25 protein-coding genes are annotated in these 22217 nt (G+C 43.8%); 5 read left to right on the top strand and 20 right to left on the bottom strand.

Annotation, left to right across the window (positions count from 1 at the left end):
- The first annotated feature begins 80 nt into the window (after window positions 1-80).
- Window positions 81-2867, top strand: coding sequence for a M14 family metallopeptidase (locus tag GO620_RS04890; protein ID WP_157526702.1), 2787 nt, complete (start codon window positions 81-83; stop codon window positions 2865-2867).
- 82 nt (window positions 2868-2949) lie between these two features.
- Here GO620_RS04890 and GO620_RS04885 read toward each other — a convergent pair whose 3' ends face one another.
- The 8 genes from GO620_RS04885 to fbaA all read right to left on the bottom strand — a co-directional run bounded on the left by GO620_RS04885 (window position 2950) and on the right by fbaA (window position 8341).
- Window positions 2950-3384, bottom strand: a complete 435-nt coding sequence (locus GO620_RS04885; protein ID WP_157526703.1) for a hypothetical protein — start codon at window positions 3382-3384, stop codon at window positions 2950-2952.
- A 5-nt stretch (window positions 3385-3389) separates the two neighbouring features.
- Window positions 3390-3929 carry a hypothetical protein gene (locus GO620_RS04880; protein ID WP_157526704.1) on the bottom strand — a complete coding sequence of 180 codons (540 nt, stop codon included), beginning with the start codon at window positions 3927-3929 and terminating at the stop codon, window positions 3390-3392.
- Window positions 3904-4398: a hypothetical protein gene (locus tag GO620_RS04875; RefSeq protein ID WP_157526705.1), complete on the bottom strand. Its 495-nt coding sequence runs from the start codon at window positions 4396-4398 to the stop codon at window positions 3904-3906. Before GO620_RS04875 ends, GO620_RS04880 begins: the two co-directional genes overlap by 26 nt.
- A 98-nt stretch (window positions 4399-4496) precedes the next feature.
- On the bottom strand, window positions 4497-4685 hold the full coding sequence (locus GO620_RS04870; protein WP_157526706.1) for a hypothetical protein: 189 nt from the start codon (window positions 4683-4685) through the stop codon (window positions 4497-4499).
- 274 nt (window positions 4686-4959) lie between these two features.
- Window positions 4960-6222 (bottom strand): alkaline phosphatase family protein, encoded by a 1263-nt coding sequence (locus GO620_RS04865; RefSeq protein ID WP_157526707.1) that lies wholly within the window; start codon window positions 6220-6222, stop codon window positions 4960-4962.
- Window positions 6223-6278: 56 nt separating this feature from the next.
- On the bottom strand, window positions 6279-6707 hold the full coding sequence (locus tag GO620_RS04860; RefSeq protein ID WP_157526708.1) for a GNAT family N-acetyltransferase: 429 nt from the start codon (window positions 6705-6707) through the stop codon (window positions 6279-6281).
- Window positions 6673-7176, bottom strand: coding sequence for a low affinity iron permease family protein (locus GO620_RS04855; protein WP_157526709.1), 504 nt, complete (start codon window positions 7174-7176; stop codon window positions 6673-6675). The genes GO620_RS04860 and GO620_RS04855 overlap by 35 nt, the downstream gene beginning before the upstream one ends.
- Before the next feature lie 85 nt (window positions 7177-7261).
- Window positions 7262-8341: a class II fructose-bisphosphate aldolase gene (gene fbaA / locus GO620_RS04850; RefSeq protein ID WP_157526710.1), complete on the bottom strand. Its 1080-nt coding sequence runs from the start codon at window positions 8339-8341 to the stop codon at window positions 7262-7264.
- Window positions 8342-8515: 174 nt separating this feature from the next.
- Between fbaA and accD the strand changes: the two genes are divergently transcribed.
- Window positions 8516-9361 carry an acetyl-CoA carboxylase, carboxyltransferase subunit beta gene (gene accD, locus GO620_RS04845; protein ID WP_157526711.1) on the top strand — a complete coding sequence of 282 codons (846 nt, stop codon included), beginning with the start codon at window positions 8516-8518 and terminating at the stop codon, window positions 9359-9361.
- A gap of 140 nt (window positions 9362-9501) precedes the next feature.
- A complete protein-coding gene (locus GO620_RS04840; protein WP_157526712.1) occupies window positions 9502-12015 on the top strand; it encodes a DUF5686 and carboxypeptidase-like regulatory domain-containing protein in 2514 nt (837 codons plus the stop codon).
- Window positions 12016-12066: 51 nt separating this feature from the next.
- Here the strand turns inward: GO620_RS04840 and GO620_RS04835 are convergent, their stop codons facing one another.
- The 4 genes from GO620_RS04835 to glmM all read right to left on the bottom strand — a co-directional run bounded on the left by GO620_RS04835 (window position 12067) and on the right by glmM (window position 15512).
- Entirely contained in the window at window positions 12067-12360 is a 294-nt protein-coding gene (locus GO620_RS04835; protein WP_157526713.1) for a hypothetical protein, read from the bottom strand.
- Window positions 12361-12481: 121 nt separating this feature from the next.
- Complete coding sequence (locus GO620_RS04830; RefSeq protein ID WP_157526714.1) at window positions 12482-13618, bottom strand: cysteine desulfurase family protein; 1137 nt, start codon at window positions 13616-13618, stop codon at window positions 12482-12484.
- A 132-nt stretch (window positions 13619-13750) separates the two neighbouring features.
- Window positions 13751-14062 carry a four helix bundle protein gene (locus tag GO620_RS04825; protein ID WP_198173612.1) on the bottom strand — a complete coding sequence of 104 codons (312 nt, stop codon included), beginning with the start codon at window positions 14060-14062 and terminating at the stop codon, window positions 13751-13753.
- A 61-nt stretch (window positions 14063-14123) separates the two neighbouring features.
- Window positions 14124-15512: a phosphoglucosamine mutase gene (gene glmM, locus GO620_RS04820; protein ID WP_157526715.1), complete on the bottom strand. Its 1389-nt coding sequence runs from the start codon at window positions 15510-15512 to the stop codon at window positions 14124-14126.
- Window positions 15513-15622: 110 nt separating this feature from the next.
- Here glmM and GO620_RS04815 point away from each other — a divergent pair, with 110 nt between their 5' ends.
- Both GO620_RS04815 and GO620_RS04810 read left to right on the top strand, forming a co-directional pair.
- Window positions 15623-16195, top strand: a complete 573-nt coding sequence (locus GO620_RS04815; RefSeq protein ID WP_157526716.1) for a phosphatase PAP2 family protein — start codon at window positions 15623-15625, stop codon at window positions 16193-16195.
- Complete coding sequence (locus GO620_RS04810) at window positions 16192-16899, top strand: ZIP family metal transporter (protein ID WP_157526717.1); 708 nt, start codon at window positions 16192-16194, stop codon at window positions 16897-16899. The genes GO620_RS04815 and GO620_RS04810 overlap by 4 nt, the downstream gene beginning before the upstream one ends.
- On the opposite strand, the gene GO620_RS04805 is transcribed toward GO620_RS04810, so the two are convergent.
- The 8 genes from GO620_RS04805 to nusB are packed head-to-tail and all read right to left on the bottom strand — an operon-like array spanning window position 16900 to window position 21804.
- Window positions 16900-17346 carry a MarR family winged helix-turn-helix transcriptional regulator gene (locus GO620_RS04805; protein ID WP_157526718.1) on the bottom strand — a complete coding sequence of 149 codons (447 nt, stop codon included), beginning with the start codon at window positions 17344-17346 and terminating at the stop codon, window positions 16900-16902.
- Window positions 17347-17383: 37 nt separating this feature from the next.
- On the bottom strand, window positions 17384-17539 hold the full coding sequence (locus GO620_RS04800; protein WP_198173613.1) for a DUF5522 domain-containing protein: 156 nt from the start codon (window positions 17537-17539) through the stop codon (window positions 17384-17386).
- A 1-nt stretch (window position 17540) separates the two neighbouring features.
- Window positions 17541-18479: an MBL fold metallo-hydrolase gene (locus tag GO620_RS04795; protein WP_157526719.1), complete on the bottom strand. Its 939-nt coding sequence runs from the start codon at window positions 18477-18479 to the stop codon at window positions 17541-17543.
- Entirely contained in the window at window positions 18476-19069 is a 594-nt protein-coding gene (coaE, locus tag GO620_RS04790; protein ID WP_157526720.1) for a dephospho-CoA kinase, read from the bottom strand. The genes GO620_RS04795 and coaE overlap by 4 nt, the downstream gene beginning before the upstream one ends.
- On the bottom strand, window positions 19069-20064 hold the full coding sequence (locus GO620_RS04785) for a YbbR-like domain-containing protein (protein WP_244139462.1): 996 nt from the start codon (window positions 20062-20064) through the stop codon (window positions 19069-19071). Before GO620_RS04785 ends, coaE begins: the two co-directional genes overlap by 1 nt.
- Before the next feature lie 20 nt (window positions 20065-20084).
- On the bottom strand, window positions 20085-20372 hold the full coding sequence (yajC, locus tag GO620_RS04780; protein WP_157526721.1) for a preprotein translocase subunit YajC: 288 nt from the start codon (window positions 20370-20372) through the stop codon (window positions 20085-20087).
- A 36-nt stretch (window positions 20373-20408) separates the two neighbouring features.
- The gene (locus tag GO620_RS04775) at window positions 20409-20849 is read right to left on the bottom strand and encodes a DUF1573 domain-containing protein (RefSeq protein ID WP_157526722.1); all 441 of its coding nucleotides are present in this window, start codon (window positions 20847-20849) and stop codon (window positions 20409-20411) included.
- Window positions 20850-20856: 7 nt separating this feature from the next.
- Window positions 20857-21804: a transcription antitermination factor NusB gene (gene nusB / locus GO620_RS04770; RefSeq protein ID WP_157526723.1), complete on the bottom strand. Its 948-nt coding sequence runs from the start codon at window positions 21802-21804 to the stop codon at window positions 20857-20859.
- Between the last annotated feature and the right edge of the window lie 413 nt (window positions 21805-22217).

The raw sequence follows: 22217 nt of genomic DNA, 5'->3' as shown, positions 1-22217 counted from the left end.
GTGCTGTGCTTCAAAAAAGTTACAGTTTAACAAGCTGTAAATGTATAATTTAGGCAATCAACATTTTTCCGGCCACACTTATGATCAAAAAATTACCTTTAATTGCGCTAATCTTGCTTTTAACCGGCGGGTTGGTAAAAGCACAAAACATTCCATCGCCTAAAGAACATTTCGGTTTCGATATCGGCGACGACTATCAATTAGCAAACTATACCCAGACAGAAGCTTATTTCAGAAAGCTGGGCACCTCGTCGCGTGCTAAGTTCGTAGATATCGGCCTTACCGAAGAGGGGCGCCATCAGTTAATGCTGATCGTTTCCTCGCCTGAAAACATTAAAAATTTAGAAAAATATAAGTCCATCTCTCAAAAGCTTGCACGCGCTAAAAATCTGAGCGATGACGAAGCGCATAAACTGGCTGCCGAAGGTAAAACCATTGTTTGGATAGATGGCGGATTGCACGCCAGCGAAACCGTAGGCGCACACCAGCTAATACAAACCGCCTATGATTTTGTAACCCGCACCGACCCGGAGACCATGAACATTTTAAACAACTCTATCATATTGTTCGTCCATGCCAACCCCGACGGACAGGAACTGGTTTCTAACTGGTATATGAGCGAGAAAGACCCTAAAAAACGGAACATGAATGTGCCGCGCCTTTGGGAGAAATACATTGGCCATGATAACAACCGCGACTTTTATATGATGAATATGAAAGAGACGCAAAACATTACCCGCCAGCAATTTTTGGAGTGGTATCCGCAGATCGTATATAATCACCACCAGGCAGGCCCGGCAGGTTCTGTGGTTGCAGGCCCGCCATACCGCGACCCGTTTAACTACGTTTATGATCCTTTACTGGTAACCAGTTTAGACGCTGTAGGCTCGGCAATGAGCAGCAGGTTAAACGCTGAAGGCAAACCGGGTTACACAGAACGTAACGGTACCGAATTTTCCACCTGGTGGAACGGCGGCTTGCGTACCACAACGTATTTCCATAACATGGTGGGCTTGCTGACTGAGATTATCGGCAGCCCAACACCAGCGGAGGTTCCCCTGGTTCCCGCACGACTCATACCAAGCAGCAACACACCATTCCCTATCACGCCGCAGCCGTGGCACTTTAAGCAATCTATAGATTATTCTGTATCGCTTAATTACGCAGTGCTTAATTACGCGGCCCGCCAGCGCGATATGATGCTGTACAACATGTACCTGATGGGTAAAAACTCGATCGAGCGTGGCAGCCGCGACACCTGGACTTTGTCGCCTAAACTTTCTGACTCTATCAATGCCGCTTACAAAGCTGACGCGGCAAAGAACGCTTCAGAAAACACCGACGAATTCGGCGGACGTGGCGGCGCAAGCGGTGCCGTGACAGTTGGCGGCCGCGGTGGAATGCTGCCGGGCAAATATTATACACAGGTTTTAAAAGACCCAACGCTACGTGACGCCCGCGGTTATATCATTACTGCTGAACAGGCTGACATACCAACCGTGGTTAGGTTCATTAACGCGCTTGTTCGCGCGGGCATTGAAATCGAGCAGGCAACTGCAGCCTTTAAAGTTGACGGCAAAAGTTACCCGGCCGGGTCCTATGTGGTAAAAACCGATCAGGCATTCCGCCCGCACGTACTGGACATGTTTGAGCCGCAAGACCACCCTAATGACTTTCTATACCCCGGAGGCCCTCCCATCCGTCCGTATGACAACGCTGGCTGGACTTTGGCTTACCAGATGGGTATCAAATTCGACCGTGTGCTGAATGGCTTTGACGGTCCTTTTAAAAAATTGCCTTATGGAGTGCTACAAAACGCTCCGGCTTTGGCAGTGCCGGCGATCACCAAAGGCGGATATGTATTTAGCCCCGCTGTAAACCATTCGTTTATCTTGGTAAATGACTTGTTGAAAGCCGGTATACAGGTTTACCGTGCACCTAAAGGCGTTGGCGGTGTTGCAGACGCCGGCCCGGGCGCGTTCTACATTCCATATTCAGCGAGTGCAAAATCTGTTTTGTTGGCCGACGAAAACTTGGGTGTGAAAGTGGCTTCGACAAGTAAGACACCAAAGGACATCAAGAAGATCTTCCCTGCGCGTATTGCGCTTTGGGATCAGTACGGCGGATCTATCCCATCAGGCTGGATACGCTGGATGATGGAAAATTATCACTATCCGTTCCACATCATTTATCCTCAGGAGATTGATAAAGGCGACCTGAAGAGTAAGTATGACGTGATCATATTTGTAGGCGGTGCCATCCCCGATCCTAATGGTCGTGGTTTTGGCAACTTTGGGGGTCGCGGCGGAAACAATGATAACCTGCCTGATGAATTTAAAACCTGGACAGGCCGCATCACTGCAGACAAATCTATTCCGCAGATCAAGGCGTTCCTGGAAGCAGGCGGCAACGTAGTGACCATTGGCAGCAGTGCCAACCTGGCTTACCAGCTGAAATTACCTGTTAGCAACGCGTTTGTTGAGCCCGGTACTAATAAACCATTGTCGGGCGACAAATTCTACATTCCGGGTAGTGTTTTGCGCGCCAGTTTCGATGACAGCCAGCCTGCCAACTGGGGTATAGCACCGCAAACAGACGTTTTGTTTGATAACAGCCCGGCATTTAAATTTGGCGATGACGCTGCAAGCAAAGGTTTGGTTGCACTGGCAACTTACACTGCCGACAAGCCTTTGCGCAGCGGCTGGGCATGGGGCCAAAAATATTTGAAGAATAATGTGGCTGTGTTCCAGGCGCCTGTTGGTGCAGGTATGCTGTACGTATTTGGTCCGGAAATCACCTTCCGTGCCCAACCCTATGGCACGTTTAGGTTGTTGTTTAACGAGCTGTATTTGAAATCTGGAAAGTAAATTATTCTGATATTATCAGGTATAAAGAAAGGCTTTCCCATACAGATAGCCTTTCTTTTTTTTAATAACAGCTGCAAATAGTTTACTTGGACATAAAACAACCCTTTGGTGTTATAGTTATTGTTTTTCTTTTTCTTTTATTGTAGATACCATACTCATATGTCAAAAGAAAATCGGTTTTGTTCTTAGAGATAAACGAAGTAATTTTAGGCGCGATCATTCTTTCAGTCGCATATAGAGCTAAATCAGGTGCATCATCCACTGTGCTCACTGCAATATAAATTTGTTGAGACTCTTCATCTGTTTCAGGGGTTTTCGCACTTCCATACTCATTATGAACTAGTAAATATCTAACGACAATTTCATTATTAATAAGTTGAACGGTAGTATCTATGTTGCAAACAACGTCAACCAAGGTTTTGCTTTTAACTTTATGGAGTTTGTCACCTGTAGTAATTTGAGCTTTTATTGCGAGGTTCAAGCAAAGCACGATAAATAATAATGCAATTTTTTTCATTGATATTATTGGTTGATTGAAATATGAATATGGTTCTCATGACCGCCTATTGTCCACGGAAGCGTCTGTTTATGTTTAAAATATGGACCAAAATTTTCTCTAATATTTGGTAACTGATCAAAAGCTGTCTGTAATGTCTTCACTGCTTTCGACGCATGTTGAACAATTAGTGGGATACCGTTTATCCTGGATATATCCACGGCTGTACCACGATAATGATTGCTGTTTGCATTTGTATGCGTGCCATTGGTTGTTGCTTCGATATATATACTCACGATATAAGCACCATTGCTTTCCGCAATATTTAAGGCATTTGTTATAGCCGTCACTAAACGAGAATCTACCAATCGATCTGCATACAAATGGTCTGTGCTGGTCGTTCCAAAAAGCACTTGCACAGTGTTCCCGTTTGCTAATATAATAGTTGAGGGAATGTGTGATGTAGGCATCGCAGAATTGGTAGTTGTAGCAGTTTCATTATCATTATCACCATCATCGCCATTGTCGGTGTCATAGCTATCATATCCAGAAAATGAACTGTCCATATGGTTCCCAATTGTTCTGAACAGAGCATCCACTATCCGGATCTTGAAATTCCGTACCATCAGAGCTGCATCCTGTCAGCGGGCCTTGTTTTGCGATAACCCATGCGGTACCATCACCATAACTTAATCCGCCAATAGTTATACCGCCGCCAATATCAACAGAATTATTATAGTTAATAGAACCAGGGTTACCTTCGTAATAATTGCCCGGTTCTCCATAATTACCACCCTCGTTGTCATCGGCATCAGGATCACACCCTGCCATAAAAACTTCACCATTTGAGCTCAAACCATCATAAAGGCCATCTTTCCAAGTACCACCAGTTAACCAACACCAGATTTGAGCAAGCAATGTTTTAAGTCCATTAGTTTTCACTGCAAAATCCTGAATGTTAATTTTTGATGCAGATTGTCCTCCACTAAGCCTAACATTGTGATAATTATACTTGGTTCCTTTAATATCCAGCAAAACAGCTTTTTGCGTTTGATATGAAAATGCGAATAACTTTCCATTATAATTCGAGCGACCTTTGACGCTATCACTTTCCCATTTGTATTGAAAAGCTATTAGCGAATCATGTTCTTTTGTAAAAATATGGCGGCGTCTTTTCCAACCGGTAATTTAATGACATGATGGCCATTTATTACGTTTTGCTGAATGTTTTCCTGCTGCACGTCCAACATTTGTTCTACTGGAAAATTACTGGTTAGCCAAAGAGGTATTTCATTTGGTTTAATCACTCTGTCCGCAGGCAAGTTGTTTAGTGCTAACAGCGTTTTTGAATTTATTTGACGTCGCGACTGGGAATCAAAGACTACGTCTTTTTTGCAGGAAGTGATTAAAAGAATTGCAGAAAATAGAAGCGTTGTGACACATCTCGCCCCTTAAAAGCTTTTGTAAAGATTTTTCATTGTGTAATTTTAGGTTAAAGTTTTTTTTGGAGCGCGAAACAATGATAACTATTTCAGTTTCATATTTGCAATACTTATAAAACAATAATTTGTTTTAGATGAAAGTCCATAATCATCGTTACCTTTTCAATACCTCTTTAGCCAAGCCATTTGTTCCGTCCACTTTGTCGGTAACCTTTAAGCCTAAGATTTTGGCTACCATTGGGTAGATCTCCACATTTCTAAACTCGGGGATCTTTAAATGACTTTTAAAGTTCGGTCCCCAGGCGTAGAAGATGGCGTACATGTCCATCACCTTGTCCGGATCGTAACCGTGCGCGCCGGGGTCCATCTTTTTGTGGTTGGTATTAAATGTCTTAGGCCATTTAGGTATTAAAAGAATGTCACCTATTCGGTTATAGCAGTCATCGGCAGCGCGGTAATGCAAATTTGCGGGCACCTCATTCTTTAAATATATATTATAATCCTTCTGCTGCGCTTTGATTTCATCATACGATGTCAAGATGTCTGCCTGATGTTTGGCGTACAGATGCATCAGTACACCTTCATCGGCACGGTAAAACTTGTTGGTATCCGTAGCGATCTTTGGTGTAGGAATTACGTTGGTTGTATCGATGGCGGTCATGCCATGATCAGATACAACAATGTAGTTCAACTTTAATCCTGTTTTAGCTACAGCCTTGGTTAGTTCGTTTATGGCCGAGTCGACAAAATGTACTGCTGCAATAGTTTCTTTCCCTCCCGGCGAATGCTTGTGACCCGCGTGGTCAACTTCGGGGAAATAAAACGTGATGAGGTGCGGCCTGCGCGCTGCAGGTTGTTTAAGCCAGTTAACTACAGTATTGATACGATCATGTATACCAATGGCCTCGCCGTATTTGTAGTAATATGTGGGATAAGTATTCTTAATGTTCGCTTCTGATCCTACCCAATAAAAGCTGGCGGCCAGCATCTGCTGCTTTTCAGCTAATACCCATAGCGGCGTACCACCATACCACTTACCTTCTGCAGCGGTTTTGCCTTTGTATGAATACCAGCTTTTAGAATTCCGGTCGTAAAAGTAGTTTTGTACAATGCCATGGTGCGATGGATACAATCCTGTAACCATAGCGTAATGGTTTGGAAAAGTAAGGGATGGATAAGATGGCAGCATCGAGCTCGCGTGGACACCCTTTCTGCCAAAATCCTCTAAATGCGTTGCGTTGTATTTCTTAGCGTAATCCCATCGAAAGCCATCGATCGAGATCATGATCACGTAAGGTTTAGCTTCCTGCTTTTTACTATTGCGGGTTGTTTGATTTACTTTTTGAACAGTGTCCGGCTGAGCAAAGGCATTAGCGCCAATGATTAAAATTAGACAAGCTATAAGGTACGGTTTCATGATCTGCAATGGTTATTAAAACGGTCGAAGAAGCACAACTGCAAATTAACCTAACATTACTTTTTCAGCTCCATCTTAAAATGCTGTATACCTGCTTCTTCAAATTGCGGACCTGTTTGCTCGAAACCAAATTTCTTGTATAAACCAACCGCTTGTATCTGGGCGTTTAGGTAAACGTAACCGGCATCTGAAGGCAAATCGGTCAAAACGGTTTTAACCAGTTCTTGCGCTACACCTTTGCCTCTAAATTGCTTTAAAACAGCAAAGCGTTCCAATTTGTAACCGTTTTCAGTTTTGCGCCATCGGGCTGCACCTGCGGGCTCACCATCAATAGTCGCTAAAAAATGATTAGATACATCTTCATTCTCCCACTCCAATTCAGGGGGACAATTTTGCTCCCCCACGAAAACCTCGCGGCGGATTGCGAATACCTCATCTAACAATTCGGGCTCAGTTACTTTTTTTACGCTTATTTGCTGACTCATTTATTCTTGATGTTTGTTCTTGTGATCGGGTTACCTTAGAATCGTGGTTATCTTCTGCCGCGTCATAAGTATGCGTGCAACCCAGATCGTTTTCTTTTTTAGCCAACTCGCCCAGTCGCACATAAAACTTATGTATCTGCTCAATTTCGGCTTCGCTTAAGTCCTCAATATCAATAATACGGTTACTGGCGCCTTGCTGTGCAGCTATCAGCTCGTTTAACTTTAGGTGTACCGCTTTAGAATCCTTGTTCTGAGATTTCTGGATAAGGAACACCATTAAGAATGTAATGATGGTTGTGCCTGTATTGATCACCAGCTGCCAGGTATCAGAATAATGAAATAAAGGCCCTGAAACGCACCAGATAATGATTACTGCAGTTGCAATGATGAAGGCTGCAGAGCTGCCTGTTGCCTGCGTGGCTTTATTTGCAAACCTCTCGATAAGGCTGCCGTTACTTTCTTTGCTCATAGGGGTCTTGTTTTATCGAGGCAAATTATCCATAAAAAAACGCCGTTACAAATTGCAACGGCGTTTATGTTAATCTTAACAGCTATTAAAGCTTGTCGGTAGCGTTAAGGCAGTTCAAATCTGCAAATGCTTGTGTCAGGCGTTTAACAAATTGCTCTTCGCCTTTGCGTAACCAAATGCGCGGATCATAATACTTTTTGTTTGGTGAGTCAGCACCGTCAGGGCTGCCGATCTGGCTTTGCAAGTAACCCTCCTTAGACTGATAATAATCTTTAATGCCTTCCCAGAACGCCCATTGCATATCGGTGTCGATATTCATTTTTATGGCACCATAAGATATCGCTTCGCGTATCTCTTCCTGACTTGAGCCAGACCCACCATGAAATACAAAGTTGATTGGTTTGTCTTCGCTCAAGTTGTATTTCTCTTTGATATATTCCTGCGAATTTTTAAGGATGACAGGCTGCAATTTAACATTGCCCGGTTTATATACACCGTGCACGTTACCAAATGCAGCTGCCACGGTAAAGCGTGGGCTTACTTTTAGCAAATGCTCGTACGAATAAGCAACTTCTTCGGGCTGGGTATACAAACGTGAGCTATCCACGTCGCTATTATCTACACCGTCCTCTTCGCCACCTGTAACACCAAGTTCAATTTCCAGTGTCATACCCATTTTGGCCATACGCTCAAGGTATTTGGCAGAGATCTCGATGTTCTCTTCAATCGGCTCTTCAGAAAGGTCAAGCATGTGCGATGAAAACAGTGGCTTACCTGTTTCTGCAAAGTGTTTTTCGCCGTGATCTAACAAGCCATCTATCCACGGCAAAAATTTCATTGCAGCGTGGTCTGTATGAAGTATAACAGCAACACCGTAGTGCTCTGCCAGTAAATGCACATGTTTAGCCGCAGACACTGCGCCTAAAATGCAGGCCTGTAATTTTGAATTATCTAATGATTTGCCGGCATAAAATTGCGCACCGCCATTTGATAGTTGTATAATAACCGGGGAGTTTACCGCTTTGGCGGTTTCCATAACAGCGTTAACAGAATTTGTACTTATAACGTTTACAGCAGGCAGGGCAAACTGATGTTTCTTTGCCGCTTCAAAAAGCTGCTGCACCTGGTCGCCGTGCAGTACACCTTTATAATTCTTTAAGTCCATTAGTTAGTTTTATTTGGTGCCGAAGTTATAAAATTTCTTAATTAAGCAATTAACTATCTTGTTTTTAGGATTGTAAACAGCTAATTACCACCGCCAAAAAATAGAAACCATCGGCAAACAATTAGTCAGTTAAATTTTTTGTTTCTTTGCATACTAATCTACAAGGAAGATACAATGTCGTGGTTTAAACGTGAGGTTAAAGGTATAATTACAACTACCGAAGAAAAAAAGGAAGCACCGGACGGGATCTGGAATAAATGCCCTAATTGTAAAAAACCTTTACACTATACAGAACAAGTTGAAAATCAATACGTTTGTCATTATTGCGGTTATCATTTACGCATAGGCTCTAAAGAGTACTTTAGCATTTTGTTTGATGATAACCAGTACACAGAGATCTTCCCTCATTTGCGCTCCGGCGACCCGCTGAACTTTACCGATACTAAAAAATATACCGACCGCTTAAAAGATACCATCGCAAAAACCGGCCTGGATGACGCTATCCGGGCGGCGCATGGAAAAATTGGCGGGTTGGATATCATGATCGCCTGCATGGATTTCAACTTTATTGGCGGCTCTATGGGTTCTGTTGTGGGCGAAAAGATTGCCCGTTCTATAGATTACAGCATTCAAAACAAGGTGCCGTTTCTGATGATCTCAAAATCGGGCGGTGCGCGTATGATGGAAGCGGCTTTTTCTTTGATGCAGATGGCCAAAACATCGGCGAAACTGGCTTTACTAGCGCAAGCACGCGTACCTTACATATCTTTGCTTACCGACCCCACTACCGGCGGTGTAACGGCCTCTTACGCCATGCTTGGCGATATCAACATTGCCGAGCCGGGTTCGTTGATAGGGTTTGCCGGGCCGCGTGTAATTAAAGAGACCATCAAAAAGGACTTGCCTAAGGGTTTCCAAACCGCAGAGTTTTTACAGGAACACGGCTTCCTAGACTTTATAGTTGACCGCCGCGAAATGAAGGAGAAACTAAGCTCTTTCTTAGGGATGATGAAAAATTAACATCTGGTAAACCGCTATTTAACCCGGCACTCCTTTACGAAGTATAACCAATATTTTAATATAGTTTAAGTATTTGAGTTAAACGAAATTCGTGTTATTTGGTTATCTTAGTAGCATATAAATCGGCTCCTATTTTCTAAATGCACAGATTCTTTTTAACTGCTTTTATCGCGGCAGTTTTATCTTTCAGTGTGGCGGGTGCTTGCAATGCCCAAACTGTTAGATATGTTACAGGTAAGATCACAGATGCCAAAACCGGCGAGCCCCTGCCGTATGTTACCGTTTACGTTAAACTGCCCAACCATCAGCGTAAGGCGGCCCCTACAGATTTTGACGGTATCTATAAGTTAGGCATTCCTGCTGACGCCCATCCCGACTCTATTTTCGCATCATACGTAAGCTACATTACCGGGCAGAAGCCACTTTCGTCTGCTACAAAAACTGTCGATTTTCAGTTATATACTGATGTTAAGATGCTCAAAGATGTGGTGATTACTCCGCATAGCTACGTTAATCCGGCGTTAGAGATCATGCGTAATGTTATAGCACACAAAGACAGCAACAACTTCGACAAGCTGAGTAGTTATCATTATGAAGCCTACAAACGGATAGATCTTGCCGTAAACAATTTTAGTGAAGGCATGCGCAAGCGTAAGTTCATGAAGCAGCTTACCCCCATTATGGATAGCCTCTCTAAAATGCAGGGAAGCGATGGGCAGCCGCTCTTACCTATTTTCATGTCTGAGAGTATCTCGAACATTTATAACACAACGCGCCCAGACCAAAAGACCGAAGAAGTACTCAGCACCCGCTCCAAAGGTGTTGGTATAGAAGACCAGGCTTTAATCTCACAGATCGTTAGTACGGGCTTCCAGCAATACAATTTTTACCATAATTATCTGCGTCTGGCAGGCAAAGATTTCATATCTCCGCTTGCAGACGGGTGGCGCATCTTGTACAATTATGAACTGGCAGAACGCAGTGAGATGGTTCATGGCATAGAATGTTACCGTTTAACCTTTTCGCCAAAACGCTCGCATGACCTTGCCTTTAACGGTGTGATGTGGATCACGCACGATGGTTACGCGTTATTACGCATTGACCTGACGCTAACGCCGGATGCTAACCTCGATTTCTTTAAGAAAATAAAGATCCAGCAGGAGATGGTTCAGCCGCAAGGTACAAATGCCTGGCTGCCGGAGAAGACCCGCGTTGTTGTGCAAATAGATAATCTACTTAAGAGCACCCCGGGCTTTATCGGCAGGTTTTATATGGGTGCCAAGAAGTTTGAGATCAATAAGCCTTATACTAAGGAGTTATTCAAAGAGCCGTTAACTACTGCAAAAGGCGCTATAAAGGATAATGATGCTTACTGGAACCAAAGCCGCTACGACACATTAACCGCTGTTGAAAAGCGTACCTACGCCACAATTGATACCGTACGCAACCTGCCCGTAATTCGTTCTTACGCGGATATTGCCGCTATGGTGATCAACGGTTATTACCGGGTAGGCAAATTTAGTTTTGGTCCATATTTATATACTTACAGCCGTAACGATTTACAAGGCAGCGTAGTACGTATTGGCGGTATTACCAATAAATATTTTAGCAATAGTGTCATACTTGGGGGCTACATGAGTTATGCTTTCCTGAATAAGAAGCTAAACTATGGTGCTTCTTTTGATTACATTATCGATCGTAAACCGTGGACACAAGCCGGCGTATCGTACAGTCACGACATAGAACAAACCGGCTATCAGTTTGAGAACTTTAGTCCGACCAATGGCATATTCCGGGCATCAGTGAAAAATGGCTCTATCACTAAACGCGGGCCCTTTCTGCAGAATGATTTCACAGCCTATTTCCAGCGCGATCTGGCATCAGACATTAGGGCGAAGATCTCTTACAAGCATCGCACGTTCGACCCATTATACGACTTTGCCTATTTAAGCCGCAGCACAGGGCAGATCTACAATGACTACCAGGTATCTGAAGCAATTGCCGAAGTACAGTGGACTCCCGGCCGACGCCAACTACAGTCAGACCAGATCAATAAACGTATACTGATCAATAACGGCGATGACAACCCAATCATAACCGCGAGGTTTACCCAAGGCGCCAAACTGTTCGACGGCGACTTTGCCTACCAGAAATTCGCGGCCAACATTACACAAAAGGTGCACATGGGCTTTTGGGGCAAAGGCGAATATTCTATCACAGGGGTGTTTATTCCGTCGACTTTACCGTACCCATTACTGGAAAACCACAGGTATAATTTTAATACCATGCGTTTTTTAGAGTTTACCAGCGACAAGTATATTGCCATAAACTACCAACAGCACTTTGACGGTTTGATTACCAATAGTTTACCGTTGCTTAAATATTTAAATCTTCGCACCGTAGGTGATTTTAATTTACTGGAAGGTACCTTGAGCGAAGAAAACAACACACGCAGGCTGCGCGATGGTACGCGCCGTTATGATCGCAGTTTGCACGGCATACCTTATTTTGAAGTAGGCTATGGTGTAGAAAATATCCTCAAATTCTTACGTTTTGATGTGCTTTACCGCATAAACCACAACGATCATCCCGATCAGGACGGCGTGCTGCCGAGCCGTATAGCTTTTAAGACCAGCGTACAATTCAGGTTATAACAAAGAAGCCCTTGATGATATCAAGGGCTTCCTTGTTTAGCTACTTATAGCTTATATACCTTCTGTACCCGGCTCATGGCCTACCATACGGCCTGTTGTACGGCCATGGTTGCGGGTTTCAAAATCAGTTTTAGCGTGGCCAACTGATGGAAACTCGTGCGGCTCCGGTGGCGTTACATCGTTTTGCTCGCTGTAGTTTGCATCGCTTTGGCTGGTGTCTGGACGGGTTGGCTCCTCGCCAGAATATTCGCCTTCTCTTGTGCTGTCAGCGTCGTTACGTTCAGGTGTTTCGTTGGGTGAGAAATTTGGTTCGTTATCTTCTCCCGGATTTTGGATGTTATTCATGGTAGTATCCTCCTTGTTAAGTTTATGTAGGTTAAACCTGCCATGGCTGACTATTGTTTTACTTTAAAAGCAAAAAAGCACCCGCAGTGGCGGATGCTTTTCAAATATCCGGAAAATTGTTTTAGGCGTTAACCAGGCAAATCTCTTTCACTTTGTCGACAACGAAATCAACCTCTTCTAAGGTGTTATACTTCGAAAATGAAAATCTCACAGCAGGCCTGTCGGGGTTAGCACCAATAGCGTTTAAAACATGCGAGCCAATATTAGAACCCGAACTGCATGCACTTCCGCCAGAGGCTGATATACCGGCAATATCTAAGTTGAATAACAACATATCGGCCATCTCCATCTCCGGGAAAGACACATTCAATACGGTATATAAGCTTTTGGCAGGATTAGTTTCACCGTTAAAATGGATCCCGGGAACTTCAGCCATAAGTCTGTTCATCATGTGGCTTTTTAATCCCTGGATATATTGCTGGTGTTCACTCATATCGGCATAAGCCATTTCTAAAGCTTTTGCAAGTCCGGCTATACCGTAGATGTTTTCTGTCCCGCCGCGCATGTTGCGTTCCTGGGCACCGCCATAGATCATTGGGTCTATTTTTACCTTATGGCTAATGTAAATGAAGCCTACACCTTTTGGCCCGTGCAATTTATGTGCAGAACAAACCATAAAGTGTACCTTTAGCTTACTTAGATCGTGGACATAGTGCCCGCAGGTTTGTACCGTATCGCAATGAAAAATCGCGTTATATTGTTCACATAGTTCGCCGATACGCTCAATGTCATTGATGGTCCCCAACTCGTTGTTGGCATGCATTATGGAAACAAAACTGCGGTCGTTGTTTTTCAGCAACTCTTCCAAATGTTCATAATCAATTTCGCCTTTAGACGTAACGTTTACAAAGCTTAACTTTATTAAGCCGGATTTTTCCATGGCCTCAAGCGTATGAATTACAGCGTGATGTTCCAGATGGCTCGTAATGGCGTGTTTGATGTTATAACCGGTGATGCCGCACCTGATTGCCATATTATCGGCCTCAGTCCCACCCGAGGTGAAAAATATTTCCGCAGGTGAAGTATGCAGCAGAGTAGCCACGCGCTTGCGGCACTTTTCAAGTAAAGAACGTGCTTCGCGCCCGTGTGCATGGATGGACGATGGATTACCGAACTGGCTTTCCATCACCGTATACATTTCTTTAAGCACTTCAGCATCCATTGGTGTGGTCGCTGCATTATCTAAGTAAACGCGCATCTCTTTTTTGTTATCAGTTCTGAATTAGTGAGTTAGTGAGTGCTGAGTTAGTGAGTTTTAAAATTAATTTTTGAATTAATACGTCGGTGTATTATTTATCAGAAATGGTTTTTCTTGCAGTGACTACCACTTTCAAAATTTCCTTGCTTCTTTAAAAACATAATTCAACTTTTCCATACTCATAATTTCAACTCCTATTAAAATCTCCATCCAAAATATACTTTCATCGGCCTCTTCTGCAACTATCGACAATTTGGCTGAAAATTCTTTTTGAGATCTCGCCCTGCAGGCGGCTCTGTAGTTTGCGCCCACTGACGATGAACACCGCACCCATTGCCTTCCAATAATTTGTGCCTCAGTAGTGTTTGGTAACTCTTTATAAAGTTTTATGACATTGATCACAAACAGCTTCGTTCTCTGAACGAAAGTGTTCTGCAAACTCATTGTTCGTACTCATGTTTATATAGTACTTACTCACCCACTCTCTAAATCACTAATTCACTAATTATTGTACCTGAAGAATCTCTTTTATATCTGCAATGATCTTATTTGCCAAACTATCTGCAACCTGCTCTGAGCTTGCCTCGGAATAAATTCGGATGATCGGCTCTGTATTTGAACGGCGCAAATGCACCCATTCTTTATCAAATTCTATTTTGAGGCCGTCGATGGTGCTGTAATGCTGATTCTTGTATTTCTCTTCTACTTTGGCTAACAAAGCATCGATATCCATACCCTCGGTAAGGGTAATTTTATTTTTTGAAATATGATAGCTTGGGTAAGTAGCCCGTAATTGGGAAACTGCTTTACCTGTTTTAGCTAAATGCGTTAAAAACAAGGCAATGCCAACCAATGCATCGCGGCCGTAGTGCAACTCAGGGTAGATTACTCCGCCATTACCTTCGCCACCAATTACAGCATTGGTCTCCTTCATTTTGTTTACCACATTCACCTCGCCAACTGCTGCAGCCTGATATGTACCGCCGGCTTTCTCAGTCACGTCGCGCAGGGCGCGGGTTGATGATAGGTTTGATACTGTATTACCTTTAGTTTGCTGCAAAACGTAGTCGGCTACTGTTACCAGCGTATATTCCTCGCCAAACATGCTGCCATCCTCGGCAACAAACGCCAGGCGGTCAACATCCGGATCGACAGCGATTCCTAAATCTGCTTTTTTGTCTACAACCTCTTTTGAAAGATCGCGCAGGTTTTCAGGCAGCGGTTCGGGGTTATGCGGGAAATGACCATCGGGCTCACAAAACAATTTATGAACGGTTTTAACACCAAGCGCGCTCAGCAAAGCAGGTACAAATATGCCGCCAGTAGAGTTTACGCAATCAATTACTACGCTTAAATTAGCTTTAGCCACCGCATCCTTATCTACTAATGGCAACGCCAGCACATCTGCAATATGTTTATCGCAATAAGAATTGTCACGGGTTACTTTACCCAGATCATCAACATCGGCAAACTCAAAGTCACTAGCTTCGGCAATGTCCAACACTTCCTTGCCATCAGCATCACTTATAAATTCGCCATCATTGTTTAATAACTTTAGTGCATTCCATTGTTTTGGGTTATGGCTAGCAGTGATGATGATACCACCGGCAGCTGCTTCTTTAGGCACAGCGATCTCGACAGTTGGCGTAGTCGACAAGCCAAGGTCGATAACATCAATGCCCAAACCTTGTAACGTACCGATAACAAGATTATTCACCATCTCGCCCGACAAACGCGCGTCGCGGCCAATAACGATTTTCTTTTTGCCTGAACGCTTCGCAGCCCAGGTACCGAACGCTGAGGTAAACTTAACGACGTCAAGTGGCGAAAGCCCCTCGCCTGCTTTACCACCAATAGTTCCGCGAATGCCTGATATAGATTTTATTAGAGTCAAAGTATCAAAAAATAAGTATCGCCAAATTTACAACTCTCGGCTGATATATGACACTAACGCAACTGTTTTAGCACAGCGATAATACTTACATTTGTGCGCAGCTTATACCTATGCCCGATTTTTTACTACAGGCCGACCGTTCTATATTTCACCTGATCAATCGCGGCATGGCAAATCCGTTTTTTGACGCAATTATGCCCTGGCTGCGCGAACCGAAGTTCTGGATCCCAGTTTACGTGTTCATTATCGCGTTCTGCATTTGGAAGTTTAAAAAACAAGGCGCCATCATCATAGTGATGCTGGCATTTACTGTTGGCATTGCCGACTTTACCAGCGCAACGTTGATAAAAAAAGCAGTAAAACGCACGCGGCCGTGCAGGGAACAGGCGATCATTAACGACGAAACCGTCCGTGTTGGCTGCGGAACCGGTTACAGTTTCCCATCTACTCATGCGACAGACCATTTTGCCATGTCGTTATTTCTTATCATGGTTTTTAAAAGCCGCTGGAAATGGATCTGGCTGTGGGCTATATTATGGGCAACGCTGGTTTGTTTCGCTCAGGTTTATGTTGGCTTACATTACCCTGTTGACGTGGCGTTCGGCGGATTATTTGGCGCCACTATAGGCATCCTTATGGCCTTGTTACATAAAAAAACGCAGCCACAATTTTATAATATATGATCTGGCAATCGCTTTTACTCTTTTTTGCAGCCTTTTTAGGCGGCGCCTCAGTGTTTCTTTTTAGGGGCGATAACCATAAGACGCTGCGGCTGATATTATCTTTTAGCGGCGCATATCTTTTTGGTATAACCGTTTTGCACCTTGTACCCGATGCTTACCACGGCAATGACAATTATGTAGGCGTTTTTATCCTTATCGGCTTTTTGTTTCAAATTGTGTTAGAGCAATTTTCTGACGGCATAGAGCACGGGCACATGCATGCGCATGATCATGCTGCTTTCCCTATTGGAATAATGATCAGTCTTTGTTTGCACGGATTTTTAGAGGGAATGCCATTGGCGCAAGGCTACCAGAATCAATTGGTTTTCGGCATCGCCTTACACCACATTCCTGCGGCGTTTGCACTGGCAACAGTCTTAATTAACAATAAACAAAGCAGAAACGGCGTGTTGTTTTATGTTTTTTTGTTCGCGATAATGGCGCCCGCCGGCTATTTCTTTAGCGATGCCTTGAGCCGCGGCGGTATAGGCAACCTGCAACATTACTTTAATCGCATTATGGGTGTGGTAATCGGCATATTCCTGCATATTTCTACCACCATCTTATTCGAGGCCGGCCCCGACCATAAATTTAATCGCAGAAAACTGATCGCTGTGCTCTTAGGCGTTGCTGTTGCAGTTGGCGGCTTTGTTTACGAGTTATAATTATCCCCTCAGCTTATCTAAAAGAGAGCTTAACTGTTCTGCTTCGTCATCGGTTAAATGGTCGCTTAACCAGTCTTTGGTCTTCACTTCTATGTCCATCTGAGACAAAAGCTCCAGGCCCTGATCTGTAATATGAACATCTACTGCCCTGCGGTCTTTATTGTTAGTGCAGCGTGACACCAGGCCTTTTTGAATGAGGCGGTCTACAATGCGCGACGCATCAGACATTTTATCAACCATGCGCTCCTTCAGCAAATTTACGGTTGCCGCATTGGGCAATTGTCCGCGAAGAATACGTAACACATTAAACTGCTGTGTAGTAAGATTATATTTCTCAAATTGGCCGCGGAGTTTGTTGTTGATCCAGCCATAGGTGTAGTTAAGGTTTACCACCGCACGGTGATGGTTATCTTCAAACTTGCCCTTGATTTCGTCGTCTATTTTCATTTCCACATTAAAAGTACCAAACCTTCAGTAATGTTTGCTATTTTTCTTTGCCGCTTTGTTTTTTGGGTTTGCCATAATCCCAGGGACAATTGAGACACTTGTTTTTACAACAGTAGCCGCGCTTTAAATGGTACTCGCGTGTGAAGACCAGGTTACCGTCTGCATTTATGTAATAGTCTACCCCTTCCTGCATATCAATTCATAATCTTGACGGGCAATTTGCCGTCAAAATGTTGCTTTAAGGCATTGCCATCGCCATGCAGCGTCCATGCTTCTTTTGGCGATACCTGTTCTATTGCTTTTAGAATATCGTTCCAGTCGGCGTGGTCTGATATGTATAATGTATCCTTGTCATTCACCTGCAGGTTTTTCCAACCGGAGGCAAACAACCGCTTCACGCCCGTCGCCCGGATGTAACTGTCAAACGTAAACGGCGGAACAATGTATACGAACTGCCTTTGCTCCTTCATCAGTTTGCGGCTGTATATCTGATAGTTGCCTAATTGATAGCCAAACTTTTCGTAAATCGCGTTTAAGGGCCATATCTTGTGAGGCACAAGAATGGTTTTGTCCGGAACATGCTGATTTATTAATTGTATCAGCCGCTGACTTTTGCCTAACCCGTAAGCTCCCAGCATAATGTTGATGTCAATGTCCGCCAGCTTCTTTATCTCCAACCCAGCATCGGGATGCGCTGTGTTCGGATCTGCAAAAGTGCTTTCGGTTATCAACACATCAGCCTGGCAAAATTGTATGGGTTCGCAGGTTGCATCGGGCTGAAGTTTAAAATCGCCGGTGTATAGATAGCGTACTCCTTGATAAACCATCAATACCATTGCAGAGCCCAGCATATGGCCGGCCGGGAGGAAGGATACCTCTACCCCGCCAATATTTATTTGTTGCTGCCACCCCAAAATATGAAAAGTAAGGGCCGCATTTTTACCGTAACGCAACTGCATAAATGCCGACGTTGCTTCTGTGCAGTAAACATCCCTGTTGCCGCTTACCGCGTGGTCTGCATGGGCATGGGATATTACCGCCGTCGCGACGGGTTCTTTAGGGTCGAGGTAAAAATCTCCGTAAAGGCAATAGATGCCTTTCTCATTAATCGCGATGAAATCCTGTAAGATCATGCGGAAGCTAACGCTAACAGCCGGTTATGCAGTGCCAACACCTGCGGGATAACCATTTGGGTATCATCATTAACGATGAAAAAATCGGCAAGCTTCGTTTTCTCGTTTTCGGGCTTTTGGCGGCTGTCGCGGGCTTTGGCTTCATCTAAAGTGATACCATCTCTCGCGATGGTACGCTGCAGGCGAAGATCAAGCGGTGCGGTGACAATGATACTTTTGTCGCAATGCAGATAAGAGCCGCTTTCAAACAAAATAGCAGCCTCTTTAATTACATACGATACCTGTTGTAGGGTAACCCAATTATCAAAGTCTCGAAATACAGCAGGGTGAACAATCGCGTTCAAACGTTGCAAAGCTTCAGGATCACTAAAAACCTGCGCGGCAATATGCTTTCGGTTTAAGCTGCCATCGTCGAAATAAGATTCCTTGCCAAAAGTATTCGTAATAGCTTGGATCAATACCACATCAGCAGTCATGACGTTTTTAGCAGATTCATCGGCGTAAAAAACAGGCACACCCAATAAGGCAAATATTTTGCTAACCGTTGTTTTGCCGCTGCCAATGTTGCCCGTTAAACCTATTTTCAGCATTATTTCTTTACTATAAAATCTACGTTCTGCGGTTCTATTTTCACTATTTTGGTATAAGCTGGCAAGCGTGTTATCTTAACCGGCAAGGAAGAATATTTATGCTCTGCCCATAAGCCAAAATCGGCCACCGCGTCAAAATAATCGTCGTTGATCTCGGCAAACTTGCTTAAAGGCGTCATGAAAGTAACCTTTACCTTTTGCGGGAATATTTTTACATCATAATAATGCACGTTGTTGCTCAATTGTACAGGTATTTCTAATGTTTTTTCAGTAAATTCCTCAACAGGGACAAAAACCTGTATGATCTTTGGATAGATACTCACATTACCATCGCGCACTTTGGCTATATCTACTTTGGCCTGTACGTTAGCCTCTACATCCGTTACCTTGAGCGAATCGGTGCTCCATTCGGTTATTTTGTTAATAGTAGCTGCCGGGCCGCTTACAAAAACATACGCCGGGTTTAACCTCACATTCCCCGCCACATCAAATTGCGGCTGAAACGTTATGTTCTTTAACAATTTGACAGGCACCCGTTTGGTACTGCGGTTTGTAAAGTCGAAGTAAAGCGTATCCGGATCAAAGTCGGTGATTTTTTGTTCGGCGCTGCGTTTACTGTTTATCTGCGGCAATTGCGCTTCAAGCGCGATAAAGTTTTTGGTATCCAGCGTGTGCAGATCTATGGCGATGTGCTCGTCTTCATTATGCATCCGTGCCGAAAGCATCTGCCAGCCGCTGCCCTGCAAGGTGGCCACAACGGTATCTGATTGCAGCGTGCGGAACGCCCTGCGCTGCGGAATGTTATTGTAGGTAAGTATGCACTTTACCTTGTAGTTGTAGCTCCCTTGTAAAACCGTTAACAGCCAGGCGGCAAAAGCTACCACACAGCAGGTTACAAAGGCAGATAACCGCCTGCGTTCTGTTGGTGATAATTTAATAATGGCCATTGACGATGTTAAACTAAAATGCCGCTCTTCGCATACAAAGAACGGCATTTATCATTAATTTTTGTGGCTTACGCCTTTGCAGGCACCGGGTTGTTTAAAGCTTTAGAAGCGTCTAAAGAAATGGCGGCCTTGTCGAACTTTATCTTTACACCGTTATCAACCTCTATCAAAAAGGTGGTTTCACCGGCTTCTATCACCTTGCCGTGGATGCCCGATGTGGTTACCACTTTATCGCCTTTCTTTAACTCGTCAACGTATTTTTTCTGGTCTTTTTGCTTTTTGACTTGCGGCCTGATCATAAAGAAGTAAAATACTGCGATGATCAGTACCATCACTATAATTTGTTGAGGTACCATTCTTACTTGTGATTAGATTAATATTTAACTGATTTATTATTTCGAAGTTTCTGTGCTCATTACCTCGCCAATAAGGTGCATCCTTGTTTCGGCGGGGTTAGTGTTAGCGGTAACGGTTACCTGTTTATCCTGCAAGCCCATTTTGCCCGCGCTGTTAAACTCTACATGGATTACGCCTTTCTGACCCGGCGCTACAGGAGCGCTTGGATAGGTTGGTTTGGTGCAACCGCAGGTAGCTGTTGCGTTAGTGATGATCAATGGCGACTTACCCGTATTGGTAAATTTGAAATCGTATTTAACAATGTCTCCGGTTTTGATCTTACCAAAGTCGTGCGTCTCGCGCTCCAGTTTCATTACCGCCGGATTAGCGGTGTTGCCTGTTGAGGCCGAATCCTTTTTACTGCCATCAGTTGCAGGCGACTGGCTGCAGGCAGAAAACAAAGTAAGTGCTACAAGTCCTAAAAAAATGTGTTTCATTTTATAGTTATTCTATCAATCCGCGGCCGGTTTTCCTGATCTTATTTTCTGCTTTTAATTCAGACAAAATCTTGTCGAGTATGCCGTTTATAAACGAATTACTTTTTGGCGTACTAAACTCTTTTGCTATCTCAAGATACTCGTTAATAGTTACTTTAACCGGCACCGACGCAAAATTAATAAATTCTGTGATAGCCATTTTCATTAGCAAAGTATCCATCATGGCAATACGCTCGGGCTCCCAGTTTTGGGTTTTAACGCCAATCATAGCCTGATACTCATCATTATGGCGGATGGTTTGCTCAAAAAGGCTAATAATAAATTCGCGGTCTTCTTCCCAGTTGCCCGTTACCTCTGCCAGTTTGTTCTGCTTAGGATCGTCGAAAGAAAAGTTTTTAAACGTTTTTGCGATCAAAGCCTGTAAAACGTCTTTATCAACCGGCCAAACGATGAATTTTTCTTCGAATACCTGCTCTGCAAGTGACGATTTAAGGATCACCTTTTTAAAGATAAATTTAATGATATCCTTATCCGTTTGGATGGTGTCGTCATTAAAGTCAAGGTACTCTTTATATTCCTGGGCGTTCTTTAACGTGGCAAAGAGCGACTTTGCCAATTCAGGGTCAAAGGTCCAGGAAACCTTGTATTTCTTTAAAGCCGCAATGTAATCTTCGTTTTTAAGCAGCGATGTTAGGAAACGGTTTTCAGTAATTTTTAAGTTGGGCTTAAGATCTTCTTCTGTAGGGAGGTATTTATTCGCGCGCTCTTCCGAATCCGTTACAACATAATGGGCAACCTCGGCTATGAGCGACAGCATCCAGATGTACATCTCGTTAACCTTATCAATACTCTGCAGTAAGGTTTTTTCGTGCTGCTGGATGTCTTTTTTATCGGCCTGGTTATAGGCATACAGTGCCTGCATTACTTTAACCCTTAGGTGCCTTCTGTTTAACATTGGATAAGAACGGTTTGGGGTGTTGGCCCGCGGTAAATGTGATTGTTAGTTTTTAAGCTGTGCGCTGCAAAAGTAGCTGTTTTTTTGTTATCAGCAATTATTACGTGCAAAGCGGGTGTTTGTTTTGAACACAGGAATATTCGTTAAAATTTTATCAGCTTGCTAAGCATTCAACGCGAGCTTCTGTCCCCTCCCTTCCGGGGAGGGTTAGGTGGGGCTTTATATGCCGCCGTTGGCGTTGTTACATCGCCTCACCCCCAACCCCCTCTCCAGACGGAGAAGGGGCTTGAAAGGTTGTCGTTATAGCCCATTATTTTTCAGATTGTCTTTCACGCCGTTGATACTAAATCGCTCTTTTGATTTCCCTCTCGTATACCGTACTTTTGACTATCGGACTTTCGGTCTTCCCAACT

Origin of the sequence: Mucilaginibacter ginkgonis, assembly GCF_009754905.2 — a bacterium.
Taxonomy (GTDB): Bacteria; Bacteroidota; Bacteroidia; order Sphingobacteriales; family Sphingobacteriaceae; genus Mucilaginibacter; species Mucilaginibacter ginkgonis.
The sequence above is the reverse complement of the archived record's forward strand: the minus strand, read 5'-3'. Positions and strand labels throughout refer to the sequence as shown.